The following is a 13,558-nucleotide window of genomic DNA, read 5'->3' as shown; positions in this document are numbered from 1 at the left end:
GGTTGCTCCGCTGGGTTGCCCAACACGGAAATGACAAAGTGAAAGTTCCCAGGAGTCTCGCCAAAACGCTTGAGTCACTGGGGATCGACGTGTCGATGTGGCGAGAAATCGTATGGCACTGGAACGCCTACTTTGGTCAATCAAGCTGCATTGGTCGGCGTGAGTCGATGCAAGCTGATGCGGAGCGGACGGGGCACCATTGGCACCGCGGCCAATCGAGAGCCTCCGCCTGCTTTATCTAACGCGTCAACTTGCGCATGCCAGTGCATCAGAGCGGACGAATAATCTTGATGCATCACGTGGAAGGCGGCTTCACAGTCTCGGCATCGCCGCTCTGCTGGTTCCGCTTGGAGTAATCTTATTTCGCGACGCCCCGGAGAGTCGATTGGCGTCTTAAGACCGCTGTGGCGAAGATTCTGCGGACAAGCTACAGCGCCAAATACCAATCCGAGAACTCAAAGCGGTGCCAGACACAATCAAATCGGTGCCAGGCACCGATTTAGGTGGCTGGCACCAAGTTTGGAGGTGGATGCGGCCTAGTCTTTGTCGATGATCCCGAAGCGATGCTCCTTTCCATGTCGGGGGACCGTAGTGACCTTGGCTTCGGGTTGCCGATTGTCTGACGGCCAAAACAACACATGGCCATCCTTGGGCATGTCGACTTGGTAGACGCCTGGCTCGAGGACCTGGACCTTCACCCCTTCGGATCCAACCCACTGAGCGTCCGTCAATCGCGGTTGGACTTCGACACTGCCTCCGACTTCCGCCGTTACACGTAACCACTTCGTCGCACCTCGCTCGCGTCGCGCACTGACCAAATAGGCGCCTTCGCCACGAAGTCGGTGGAACTGAACGTCGCTCCACTTTTGCGGGACAGCGGGGAATACTCGCAGCCGCCCTCCCCAAGATTGCAGTAGCATCTCCTGGATCGTCGTGGCACCATGCAAAGGAGTTTCAATCACGGGCAATCCACCCGCTTCGGAGTAAAATGTGTTCGCGTGCAGAAACGGCTTTAACCCATTGAGAAAGTCCAAGGCTCGATCGCCATCACCCAGAATCGCCGACAAACACGCGCCGCCGGTCAATGAATAACCGGCCATCGCTCCGCCAAAACTATGCCAATGGTCCAGACTCGTTTTGATTAGCTCGCGGTCTGCATCGGTATCCGGTGTGAGTGTGTGTAGTGGATAGATCGCGAGCAAATGGGAAAAGTGCCGGTGACGCCCTGTTAGTGCGACGCCACGTCCAATCATCCGCCCCGTTTCGTTGACATGAGTTGGTACAAGTTTCGCCTCGATTTCTCGCCATGTGGCGATCAAAGGTTCGTCCGTTTCCGTTTTTCCCATCTCCGCAGCAAGCGAAATCAATCGAGCGTTCCCCCATCGCAGCAGGTCCAGGTCGTACGTGCAATCGTCGGCCCGTCGGTATTCAGGACTGTAGGTTTCCGGTAAATGCAAATAGCCGTCCGCCTCCTCTTGCAAAAAATGGCGATAATAGTTCACTGCACGTACCAACAGCGGATAAAGCACCCGGTCGCGTATCGATGTGTCTTGCCAATATCGATACTCTAAATCGACGTTATGTAATGCCCATAGCAAATTGCCACATTCCCTGCTGATGCTTGCATCCATCGGAGGACGTCCGGTGCCCGGTTGCCCAGCGTGACCGAGCAAATCCCAGCCCGAAGTATTGCGGCCCAGTGCGTAAGAGTCGGCTTGGTAGGGCGCGGCAACATTTTTTGCCAGGTTGTCTCGGCACAGGTACAAGCGGTGACTCATCGCCGAACCCATCTCGCGTCGATTTGCGGTCGCAAATCCACTGTGCGACAATTGAGCGTTCAAATTCCACCATATCGCGTTCCAGGCTGTGGGTTGTAACCATGGACCTTGGTTGTCGATGATCCAGCCTTTGTCTCGGGTGGCGCTGGCCAACTTGTATTGCTGGATCCAATAGAATGCGTCCCAAAAACGATCGCCGGTCGCCACAAAGCTTTGACGGTAATAGCGGTGCCACCAATCGCGATGTTGCGCGATCCACTGTGTAGAGTCGGCCGCTGCCGCCTTTCGCACCGCCGACACCGCTTGCGACGAAGCGTCCGATTCGGGATAGCTGTGTTTGACGCTTAGCCAAAGGGTTTGTTGCTGACCTGATTTCACCGTTAACCAAGCCACCGCGGTTTGACCACCAGCATGCAGGTTGTGTACCGCCACTTGCACACCATCGGCAAACTGATTGATCACTGGTGGCGGGTTCGCAGGTTCACGTGGTGTCTTGGCTCGAATGGCGCGAGGGTTGGTGGCTCGTTCGGGGACATAAGAGAATCTCGCTCCGTCGAGCCCACCTTCGGTGCTAAGCTCCAGTCGCATCACCGGTTCACTGGCGTGAACTAACGTTGTCCAGCGAGCCACGCCATTCGCTGAATGAATGGTCCCGACGGCCTCTGCATCCCATAGCTTTAGCCTGGAATCACTTGCGACCAGGGCTTCGGGAAAGATCACTCGAAGGTGACCGATGAAATGCCGGCCGCGATTGAGTACCGGAGCATTCTTCTCGTTAAAGTCGTCCTGTTCAAAAGGACGATGATCGTGAGCTGCGGAGTTTCCTACGTCCCAGCGAATCGTTTTCTCGTCGATCTGGTACATCATCGTGCCCTGTTCGCCGTTGCCCAGAAACGGTGCCTCTTTCCATGTTTGGGGCAGCCGGTTCCAGCGGAGATCATGGTGGGCGAGCATGGCAGGCCAATCGACGGCATCGGTCACACTGTCTGCCGCGAGAACATTATCCACTTTGCCTGCTGCTAACACGCAGAGAACCGTTTGGATGAAAATCCAGCATGAATACTGCGTCTTCAACTGCATGGGGACCGCTCTTCTAAAAATTGGATTTGGCGAAAAGGCAAGCATCGGCTCTATCATTTCCAGACATTCTGCCACTGGAACTCAATCAGCGATTGTCGTTTGCGGAATCTCGTTCAGCGTGTAGTAGGCATTGGAATGCACCAGAGGAGCGTTCTCGCTTGACCGCACTTTGTGAAAGTCAAAATCGTGCACATGCCCTTGGACCAGGCCATCGATTTGTAGATGCACCTGCAATCCGTCGGCGGATACCGTGGCACCGGTTACTTGAGGCGTGGTGTGGTCGACCTCAGGGCTGCCGTACGCTTGCCGGTAGATATGAGTGTAGGTCGAGACTTCGTAGGACTCGAGGTTCGCAGCGATTTCACGATCGACTGGCTTGGTAAACGTGACCAAGAAGCCGTCAGGACGGGCATTAATTTCCTTTACTTCAAACGGCACGAGGCCCGTCCAATCAAGTCGCTGCAAGGCATAAGGTCGTGGACCGCGAACCGGCCAGCCACGATTGGTGCCGCCGACAATCAGGTCACCACGTGGCGTGAACTGGCACGCCAACAGGCCCGTCGCAAGGCCTTCTCGGAACGGGTAACAGGCGCCTTGCCATACCCCGTTTACCTTTTCGGTGGTCGCACGCATCATCACACTGAGGCTAAAGTCGCCAATGAAGATTTGGTTTTCGAACGGTCCAAATTTTCCGCCGGTGTCATCGACCATGAAGCCGGAAATCGATCGTCCCATTTTTCGATATGGAAACACTACCGCGTAAGGAACAAGCTCTTTCACCCGTTTGGTTTCGGTGAGTAAACGCGATGGCGTGTTAGGAACGACCGGGGCCGGGCCAAGTTCTTTGGCCAGCGGGTACCAGTTAAAGCTCACGGGATGTCCCATGAATCCACCTGGTTGCAGCACCTTCAACGAGCATGATCCATTCCAAGGGCCTTGGCTCTCGGCATAAAACATGACACCGTGTTCATTCGGCCCAATGCCACACGGGCTTCGAATGCCGCTGCACACCGGTATTGTCTTGCCATCAGGCGTTACCTTCACGCACCAACCGCGAAACGGCACCTTCGATCGATAGGATTCGGACAAACACAACGCGACCCAAATGTTGCCCTCGGGATCCGGTTTGGAACCAAAGGCGAATTCATGGTAATTGCGGAAGCCCCAGACATCGCTGAGTGTATCGAATTGATCTGCACGGCCATCCTGGTCCGTATCGGTGATCCGCGTTACCTCGGTTTGCTGCGTGACCAAAAAGGATCCGTCCTGGTAAGACAGTCCCATGATTTCATCCAGGCCTGCGGCATACCGATGAAACTTGGTGTCGGGGTATTGGTCCATCGCGCCGTTGACCAAGTAGATATCACCCCGACGCGTCCCGATCGCCAATCGATTGTCCGGCAGCACGTCGAAGCTGCTTGCTTCCAACGCCATCTCGTCGGGGAAAGGAATGTCAACGATGCGATAGTACTTGGCTTCCTGTTCTGCGGTTCCCCAGTACTCTCCCAACGGTTCGGCGCGGAGTGCTCCCACGGAACAAAGCATCAGGATGAAAACAATCAGGATTCTCATTTCAATTCCTTACCACCTGTATTCCAGGATCAATTGCTGCTCGTCTGCGTTCACCTTCAATGGGATGCGAAGGTGTTGGGTGTCGGGTTGATCCACGATCGAGCCTGTGTGTTTTTCGTCGATGTGTATCTGTAGACGATCGTCGACAAGGAAGCTGCCGTCGCCGAATGGTTCGATCGTCTTTCCCGTGGCAGCTCGAAACACGATGTTCGTTTCACCGGAGCCGGACTTTAGCGTCAGGATGCGGCGGATGTACGGATCGTTTGTTGCAGAGTCCAACATGTCGACGTAGTAATCATTGACGACCACATTGGCAAATTCGTAGCTGAATTGCGGACGCATCTTTTTATCAAGCGAGTAGCCTTTGAATCGATGGTGCGGAGGTCGGCCATCGTCCACGATCCAAGGGGATACCGGGTCATCGATTTCAGGACCCCGATCAAAGCGGATCAGATTGTCGCCCAGCGGTCGTACCGTGCCATGTCCCTGGCCTCGCCAAACTCCGCTGGGATCCGCAAACTCACCTTTCCAGATCATTGCCAAACGCATCTGTTCGGCATCGAATGCTAGATTGACCTGATTCGGGTAGCCGACACCGATGCCGCGTTTCCCGATCTCCGGATAACTGCGGCGGAGCATGACGGCTTCGTCGTTGGCGACAAGCTTTAGCGGTTCCGCGATCAAACCGCGAGGGGCACGTGCTTGCCGACCTTCTAGCAGGTATTGCCACAGCGCTTCGACCTGGGTTTTGGCGTCCCCGGCGATATCGGGCCGGATGGCTTTTCCGTTAGGCCAGAACGATGGCATCACGGTGTTGGGGCTAAATCGCGGTGGGTCAAGCATGTACTGGTAAAACCAATCCTTCTTCAATCGCTCTGCCATTTCCGTCAAATCGACGGCGGGCATCGTGTCAGATTGTTCGTACCGGAACGTATGGCAGGCAACACAGTTAAGTCCTTGGTTTCCTGCGATTTTTAACCCCAGCTCTTGCATTTCTTTTGCGTCATCGACCGCCGCAAACTTCGTCTCGGAAAGTCGATCGTGCGATTGAAGCAGTTCGATCAGACGATTCACGTTGGCAGCGCCGTACTGAGGCATCCGGGTTTTCATATAAGGCCGGATCGAGCGATCATTGACCAGAACATCACGCATCCATTTTTCATTCAACTTGGCGCCGACGCCGGTCAACGTCGGGGGAATTCTACCTTGTTCGCCAAGATTCAAGTTCGTGGTTTGAAAATGATGACTTCGAGCCGTCGTGACACCACCGATATTGTCTCGGCGATGACACGCAAAACAGTTCAGTGTCGCCAACGTAATGTTGATCTCCTGCTCGGCTGATAGCTCGGATGGCAGGCTTTGGATCGCCGCTGTAATCTGCTGTTGGTCAGTTTCGTCAAGGCTGTATTGAGGCCATTTGCCGGATTCGCCCGACAGGCAGCCGCCGTTTGGATCAAGGTCCACAAGGGCAGCAGGGTGCGGCAATGCAGGTGCGGTGTCAATCACGTCAGCGTGGCAGTTGACACAGCGGAGCTGCGAGAAAAGCTGCTTGCCTTTTCCAGCAAGTGCGGAATCGATTTGCCATGAAGTCTTTGCGTCACTTTCGCTCGCCTGCAACAAGTAGCGAGATAGATCCTGAGCTTCAAGATGAGTCAGCTGCATGTTAGGCATGCGGCCTGAGGGGCGAACCGCATGCGGGTTCTTCAGAAATATCGTCAGTGCATTTGTGTCGTACTTGTTACCGAGGTCGCCAAGCGGAATCGAGTCTTCAAGCGGTTGCTCGATTGCTAGGTCGTTGCGTGGCGAGTGACAAGCGACGCAGCCAATCGAATGAAACAACTCTTCGCCTCGCAGGATTCCTTCGCCATCCGCCTGCAGATCCACCGGCGACTGGGGAGCGTGCGGAGCCGTGAGTGAGTTGTTCGCAAGCGAGGTCAGGAAATGGACAAGGGCGGTTGCCGATTCGGTTCGCTGTTTGTCGTCCAGGTGGCTGAGCATGTTAGGCATGCTCGTACCAGGCTTCGTGTGCTGAGGATCGGCGATGAAGGCCGCGAGATAATCCGGGTTCAACCATTTAGCGGACCATTTCAGATTTGGCCCATGCTGCAGCGGCGGTATCGACTCGCCGGTTTTCCAATCGTGGCAACCGCTGCAATTGAGCTGCTTGATCAGGACGATCCCTTTGGTTTCGTCACTGAGTTCGCGGCGGACCAACGAGTCTTCGTTTGCTGCATCGTCGGTGGGGCCTCGCTGTTTCAGATCCAGGGTATAGCGAAGCAGGTCAAGGAACTGTTGACGGTCCTTCAATTCGTTGGCCAGCCCATCGGGCATATTCGATTTGGCGCTAGGCTTGATCGCCTCAATGTCGTCTTGCTCAAACGTAATCAGTTGTTCAATGTTTTGGCTGCTTCGCAAAACAACTTTTTGATCGTCCTGGCTGACAATGCTTCCGTTGACAACATGGCCATCAACGGTCAAGACCGAGACGGTTTCGAAGCCTTTTCGAATCGTTTTCGAAGGCAGCAGGATCGATTCGACAATCGATTCGTCGCTAACCTCTTGTCCCAATCGGCTTAGGTCTGGAGCAAGCCGATCGCTCTCGCTGACAGGCCGATGGCACTTCGCACAGTTGATGTTGCCTTGGTGAAACAAGATCGCGCCACGAACGATGTCACCGTCTTGGCGAGCCTGCTGAACCAGTTTGACCGGGGCTTCAGTCACCAGACGCTCGGTCAACGTCTGTCCCTCAGCTGGCGAGGCGTTTGCAGCCAAGGCCAGCATCACCAACGAGATAACGCAAAGATTCCTGGCGACGCAGCCTTGGTGATTGGTTTGGCCAGCGAATGTGGGAACAAGCTTAGGCAGGCGGTCGTCAATCGCTTTGGCACGAGGACGATGGTTTGTCGTGGATCGCTGTACCATCGGCAGGGTAACGATCGGCAGGATAAACCGTTTCACGGTTCGCAATATTGATCGTTCCGAATTTTCTAAATGGACACGGATTTGCCGCTGACGCTCGCAATTGGCAAATAAATGCATGGTTTTCATGTCGCCGTGATTTCAGGAAATATAGGTAGCCCCCAACAAGCCTAAGCCCTCTGTGTCGCTTTTTCTTGCTTAAAATCCTCAATAAACAACGAATCCGCGCACATAGCGAATCTTAGGCTTTGTGCTTTGTAACGAGCGGAAAGCAACGTTGTCTACAATGTCGCAATCGCTCGCCGGCTGGCTTAGCGTTTCGGGATGACCGCTTGGGCCGTGCGATCCCCCACAACAAAATGACCGAGCGGTTGATCATCGAGGTCCGTGATCAGCCACACGGTGCCGGGGCGAGTCAATTGCGGTTTTGACCAACCGCTTTCGAGCACGCCGAAGGGTTGAGGGGCCTGGTCGCCCAAGCTTTGAAACATTTTGACCGGTTGGCCGCTTTGATTCGAGAAGGTCACGTTGAAGCGATTGCCATCGGGATTGGATGCCGGAACCGCAGCCGAGCCAGCTGGATGCCATTTTAATTTTGTTAACGACGAGGGGGCCGGAGGGACAAATTTCGCGGGATCTTTGGGCCCATGTTGTTTCAGTCTTGTAAGCGGTTCGGCGAATTTTGGGTCTCCGGCCAAATTGTTCCACTCGTACGGATCCGTTTCGATGTCGTACAGTTCCTCGTCGCCATTGGCGTAGTGGATATAGCGATAACGCGGACCGCTGACACTGTAGTTCTCAGGCGACATCAGTTGAGTGACTGCCATGTGAGGCCACGTGCTTTGCGGGTCTTTGAGTAGCGGCACTAAGCTAGGCTCTTGTAGCGATGCTTTGGCAGGCAGCCCGGCCAATTCGATCAAGGTTGTATACAGACTCACTAAACTCACCGGCGCTTGGCACACGCTGCCAGGTTGCGTGCCCTGTTCTAATCCAGTGGTGCCCTGGGGCACTCGAACGATCAGCGGAACGCGGGTGCAAACTCGCCAGCCCGTGTATTTTTGCCAGTGTTCTTTTTCGCCTAGGTGCCAACCATGGTCACTCCACAGCATCACGATCGTGTTGTCGTTGTTGGGGCCTTCTTCCAGCGCCGTGATCACACGGCCGACCATCGCATCGGCAAACGCGATGGACGCAAGGTAGCCTTGGATCGCCTTTTTCCATTGACCTTCGTTTTGTATGTGAGCGAAATAGCGATTGCGGGCCAGTTTTTTTCCTGCCGGGGGCAGGTCGTCGATGTCATCAGCAGCGTAGCCAGGCGGAAGCTGAATCTCGTCGAGCGGAAATTGGTCAAAGTATTTCTGTGGGACGAACCAGGGCTCGTGAGGACGATAGATCCCACAGGCCAGAAAGAAGGGTTGGTCATGTTCGCGGCTTAGTTGTTCTCCGATCCATTTCGAGACCAACCAATCGCCGCCAAACTCTTCGTCGGTGGCATCGAGTCCACCCCAGTCGGTTTCGATGTATTGCCACGGGCCGCCGCGTGGCAAGCTAACCGGACGCTGTTCGGGGTAGAGCGTTCTTGGAAACGGATCCTCGGTTTCTTTGGGCGGGTTGTAGTCGTCCCAAGACTGAGCGTCGATGATGTAATGCAGGATTTTGCCAGAGCCAGCCGACCAGTAACCGTGTTTCGAAAAGTACTTCGGAATCAGTTCCGCATCGGGCATCACGCTCCGCATTTTTTGCAGATTGTCGTACATGCCGGAAACGTAGGCCGGTTGTCCCGACATGATCGCCGATCGAGATCCGTTGCACGCAGGAGATCCGCAATGAGCGTTGGTGAACAGCATTCCCGATTCCGCAAGCCGGTCGATGTTTGGCGTGCGGGCTTGCGGGTGTCCCTTTAAACATCCGATCCAATCGTTTAGATCGTCAACCGAAATGAACAGAACATTCGGCTGCTCCGCCACCGCCGGCAGCGATAGCGATGTCCATAGCAGACAACTCATCAGCGACGGTAACATCCATCGCAAACGGCGAAAGGGGGTAGCAATCGGTTGCATTCGTATTCTCCAAGCGTAAATGGGATCAGTCCCGTAATCGTGTTTCAGGCTAGATGCAACGCTATGAAGCAATTTGTAGCGAAACTTGTCAAAAGTTTCGGGGGATACGCCATCGAACGAAAGTCACGCATGACTTCCGCTACGCTAAATTGGCTGGAAACCCTCTGAGGAAAAAATACTTCACTGCGTTGGGCTATACGGATTTGCCAACAGGAGTCGGTTTTAGTAGTTCGGCGCTTCGAACTCGCGGCGAAGCCGTTCGTACTCTTGTGACAATTGGGTTCGTACGGCCGAGTATTCTGGGTTGTGGTAAACATTCACCAACTCGTTCGGGTCTTTGTTTAGATCGAACATCTGCCATTCGTTGGTCGCGGGAAGATAGAACAGTTTGTGATTCTTCGTGCGGACTCCGAAGTGTTGCGGGACCGCGTGTTCGCCCAGTTCATAGTAGGCATAGTACAGCGAGTCGCGCACCTTCGCGGAACTGTCACGCAACACGGGCATTAGCGAGTGTCCTTGGACTTCATCTGGAATCGGCAATCCCGCACATTCCATGAACGTCGGTGCGTAGTCGATATTTTGGATCAAGGCTTCGGGTCGCGAGCCCGGTTTGATCATTCCGGGCCAACGAATCACAAAGGGCATTTTGAATGATTCTTCAAACATCCATCGTTTGTCGAACCAACCGTGTTCGCCCAGGTAAAATCCTTGGTCGGACGAATAGATCACGATCGTGTTGTCTGCCAGATCGTTGTCGTCAAGGTATTTCAGCAAACGACCCACGCTGTCGTCGACAGCCTTGACCGTTTCAAGATAGTTTTGTGCATAGCGGCGATACTTCCACTGCACCATTTGGCGGTGATTGATTTTACCGGCGCGATAGTCGCGAACGAACTCGGCGTTTTTCGGTGCAAAGTGAGCGTCCCACTGGGCTCGCTGCTCGCTGGTCATTCGGTTGTATTCAGGCGTTCCGTAATTTCGAAACGAGGGTAGTTTAAGATCACCTCGTTCATCGTCGCGAAGTTTCAAATCGTAGGCCCAAGTCATGTGGCGGTCGATTTCCATTTCGTTCTTCGCCAACGTGGCGGAGCGATTGGCATAGTTGTCAAACAGCGTCGCGGGTTCTGGGATTTCGACATCGTCGAGTGTTCCTAGGTGACGCAGCGCCGGTGCAAACGTTCGATGTGGAGCCTTGTGCTGGCACATCAACAAGAACGGTTTGTCTTTGTCTCGTTGCTGCAACCAGTCAATTGATTTGTCGGTTGTTAGGTCCGTGACATAACCTTCAAACTTTTTCTGCGACCCATCCATCTGCAGGAAGACGGGGTTGTAGTAGTGCCCCTGTCCCGGCAGTATCTCCCAGTAATCGAACCCGACGGGATCGGTTTTTAAATGCCACTTGCCGATTATCGCGGTCTGGTAACCAGCCGCTTGAATCGATTTTGCGAACGTCCATTGGCTTGAATCAAAGCCCTTGCCATCGTTTCGCATGAAGCCATTTTTGTGACTGTGTTTCCCGGTCAAGATACAGGCACGCGACGGGCCGCAGATCGAGTTTGCACAGAATGAATTTTGAAACAGTGCTCCTTCTCTGGCGATTTGATCGATGTTGGGCGTGGGAGCTGCCTCGGCTAAAGGGCCGCCATAAGCCGAGATTGCGTTGACCGCGTGATCGTCTGAGAAGATGAACACGATGTTGGGACGATCCGAATCCGCAGCGGACAATTCGGGCATCCACGGGCATAACAAGAGCCAAGCGATACTGGCGTAAATCGTACTGATAGAGAACTTCATCTTTTTGCTTTCGACGCTAGCGTCACAGGTGGGGTGAGGGCGTTGCACAATCGACTGCTGTGCAAGCACCGCAGTCTAATCGATGTTAGTAATGACAATGGCGATTGCAATGCGGGCTTCCAAATGCAAGCGAATACGACTGAGAGGGTGCGATGAACTTTCGCCGCAACGTGGCGTCTCGGGTTGTGAGATGCCGGCGGTAGCCGAATCCATTTGCGAAGTGGTTTTAGCGAAAGAAAGTAGGATAGCGTGCAAATGTCAGTCGAACGGGGCGATTGGATCAGGCGTTTGATGTTTTCGAGTCAATTTTTCAGCGAAAAAAAATTGTGACGGGATCCACCTAGGTGTTTGCCGTGGTCGTACGCGGTGTGCTGAAAGGGGCAAACAACTGCTTTGCATTGTAGCGGTGGATTGATGCGCAATAGGCGGCCCGCGGGGGTTGAGTTTGCCACAAAAACACAAGGCCGCACGGGTTGGTTGGCACTGCAGGGAGGCGTTTTTCGCATGTCTTGACTGCGATTATGAAGGGTGCGAGCCAGGGGCGGTTTAACGCGTTGTGCGCAAATACTTCATATAGCAACTAATTGATCCAATCACCGATCGTGATTGGATTCTAGACTTTGTGTGTGGGGAATGCGTTGTGCCTACACAACGTTCCGATTATTGCCGCCTCCCCTTACGGTTTACCGCTTCCCCACTGCGTCACTCGAAGGCTTTTCCAAACGGGGCTTTCGAGATTGTCACATCACGTTTTCTTTATCTGGATAGATTAACAAAGGTAAGCAATGAAATCGAAGATTTCAAAAGGATTCACACTAGTCGAACTACTAGTGGTGATCGCGATTATTGGGGTGCTTGTCGGTCTACTGTTGCCGGCGGTGCAAGCGGCTCGCGAGGCTGCTAGGCGAATGAGTTGCAGCAACAATTTCAAGCAAATCGGCTTGGCAATGCACAACTACGAATCGACCTATCGGCAATTGCCGCTCCAAGGCGGAGGAACCTCCACGCTGATTTCGGGCCGAGAAAAGACCCCAGGAAGCAATAGCCTTGAATTGTCCGCACTGGTCGGCTTTACGCCGTTCATCGAACAGCAAGCACTGTGGGAGCAAATCTCTAACCCGTACCAAGTTCCTGCGGGCGAACCCGGCGCCGGAAACGTCTACGCTGCCATGGGCCCTTACCCTGGCCGATCGTTCAGCCGTCTCGTGGCGTCCGATGCTGGGCCTTACAACCCGTTTGAGTCGGATATTCCAACGTTCCGCTGCCCAAGTGATCCGGGTGTTGGGCTTCCTGCGATGGGCCGTACCAATTACGGCGTATGCATGGGCGACTCCGCTGATGTGACCAATCTTGGCCAGATCTACAACACGAATGGGACCGCCAAATCGACGACCATCTTCCAAGAAGCCAATGCCAGCAACCGAGGCTTTTTCAAGAGCCAGTTGAAGTCCACTTTCCGTGATGTGTTGGATGGTTTGTCGAACACGATCGCAATGGGTGAGATGATCACCGACATCGGTGACAATGACAAACGATCGACCCCTGTCAACGGTAACTCCGGACCGACCGCGCCGTTGAAATCGACGGGTGGTGCATTGTCTTGCGAAACCTTTGTCGATTCGGATCGGCCTTTGTTCTGGGATTCGGGGGCACCTTTCACCTCGAGTTCCGTTGACAATCGTCGTGGTTATCGCTGGGCCTGGGGCTTGCATCTCCATTCGGGAGTTTATACGGTCCTGCCGCCAAACCGAGAGATGTGCTTCAGTGCCAATTGGCACCAATCCGAAGCGGTGTGCCCACCAAGCAGTCGGCACCAAGGCGGTGCTCATGTTTTGATGGGCGATGGCGCCGTCAAATTCATTACGGACTCCATTGACGCAGGAAATCTGGGTGGCCGAGCGATGGTTTCGGTCGACAGCCAGAACGATGACGCGATGTCGATGCCCGGTTCGGCAAGCCCCTTTGGAGTCTGGGGGGCACTTGGCACCCGAGCTTCCAAGGAAGTGGTTAGCGATGAGTTTTAATGGCTAAGTGCCATGGTTTAGACAGCGTGCCCAGGACTCTGGGCACGCTTTTTTGTTGATCAATGCTTCTATTGTATTCTCATGTTCGAGGGCAGCGAAATCATGCTCACTGCTCTTAGAATGAGTTGTCTTATTGTTTCCTCAGGAATCTGAGTTTGATATGAACGTTCGCGTGTTTTCGTTTGCTGTTTTGTTACTGGCGGTGTGCTCCGTGGGTTGCGCTGAAAAGAAAGTTGAAAAAAGCTATAGCGCTTCCGATGTTGAGCAATTGTTGAAGGATCATCCAGAACTGAGCGATCCTCCGCCGCCAGAATACGCTGAGTAAGTGACG

At 54.0% G+C, this 13,558-nt stretch carries 7 protein-coding genes and 1 pseudogene; 3 read left to right on the top strand and 5 right to left on the bottom strand.

Annotated elements, in window-relative coordinates; genetic code table 11:
• Positions 1-242, top strand: a pseudogene (locus tag ABEA92_RS26715) (hypothetical protein); the annotation flags it as partial.
• Positions 243-536: 294 nt separating this feature from the next.
• On the opposite strand, the gene ABEA92_RS26710 reads toward ABEA92_RS26715, so the two are convergent.
• From ABEA92_RS26710 to ABEA92_RS26690, 5 genes are all read right to left on the bottom strand, one after another.
• The gene (locus ABEA92_RS26710; protein ID WP_345688070.1) at positions 537-2,858 is read right to left on the bottom strand and encodes a glycosyl hydrolase family 95 catalytic domain-containing protein; all 2,322 of its coding nucleotides are present in this window, start codon (positions 2,856-2,858) and stop codon (positions 537-539) included.
• An 81-nt stretch (positions 2,859-2,939) separates the two neighbouring features.
• The gene (locus ABEA92_RS26705; RefSeq protein WP_345688068.1) at positions 2,940-4,430 is read right to left on the bottom strand and encodes a DUF7133 domain-containing protein; all 1,491 of its coding nucleotides are present in this window, start codon (positions 4,428-4,430) and stop codon (positions 2,940-2,942) included.
• Positions 4,431-4,439: 9 nt separating this feature from the next.
• Positions 4,440-7,388 carry a c-type cytochrome gene (locus tag ABEA92_RS26700; protein ID WP_345688066.1) on the bottom strand — a complete coding sequence of 983 codons (2,949 nt, stop codon included), beginning with the start codon at positions 7,386-7,388 and terminating at the stop codon, positions 4,440-4,442.
• Positions 7,389-7,660: 272 nt separating this feature from the next.
• Positions 7,661-9,409 carry a sulfatase-like hydrolase/transferase gene (locus ABEA92_RS26695; RefSeq protein ID WP_425572507.1) on the bottom strand — a complete coding sequence of 583 codons (1,749 nt, stop codon included), beginning with the start codon at positions 9,407-9,409 and terminating at the stop codon, positions 7,661-7,663.
• A gap of 222 nt (positions 9,410-9,631) precedes the next feature.
• Positions 9,632-11,203 carry a sulfatase family protein gene (locus tag ABEA92_RS26690; protein ID WP_345688064.1) on the bottom strand — a complete coding sequence of 524 codons (1,572 nt, stop codon included), beginning with the start codon at positions 11,201-11,203 and terminating at the stop codon, positions 9,632-9,634.
• A 785-nt stretch (positions 11,204-11,988) separates the two neighbouring features.
• Between ABEA92_RS26690 and ABEA92_RS26685 the strand changes: the two genes are divergently transcribed.
• Positions 11,989-13,227 (top strand): DUF1559 family PulG-like putative transporter, encoded by a 1,239-nt coding sequence (locus tag ABEA92_RS26685; protein WP_345688062.1) that lies wholly within the window; start codon positions 11,989-11,991, stop codon positions 13,225-13,227.
• Between the two features lie 133 nt (positions 13,228-13,360).
• Complete coding sequence (locus ABEA92_RS26680; RefSeq protein ID WP_345688060.1) at positions 13,361-13,552, top strand: hypothetical protein; 192 nt, start codon at positions 13,361-13,363, stop codon at positions 13,550-13,552.
• The last annotated feature ends 6 nt before the right edge of the window (positions 13,553-13,558 follow it).

Source organism: Novipirellula caenicola, assembly GCF_039545035.1.
Classification (GTDB): domain Bacteria; phylum Planctomycetota; class Planctomycetia; order Pirellulales; family Pirellulaceae; genus Novipirellula; species Novipirellula caenicola.
The sequence above is the reverse complement of the archived record's forward strand: the minus strand, read 5'-3'. Positions and strand labels throughout refer to the sequence as shown.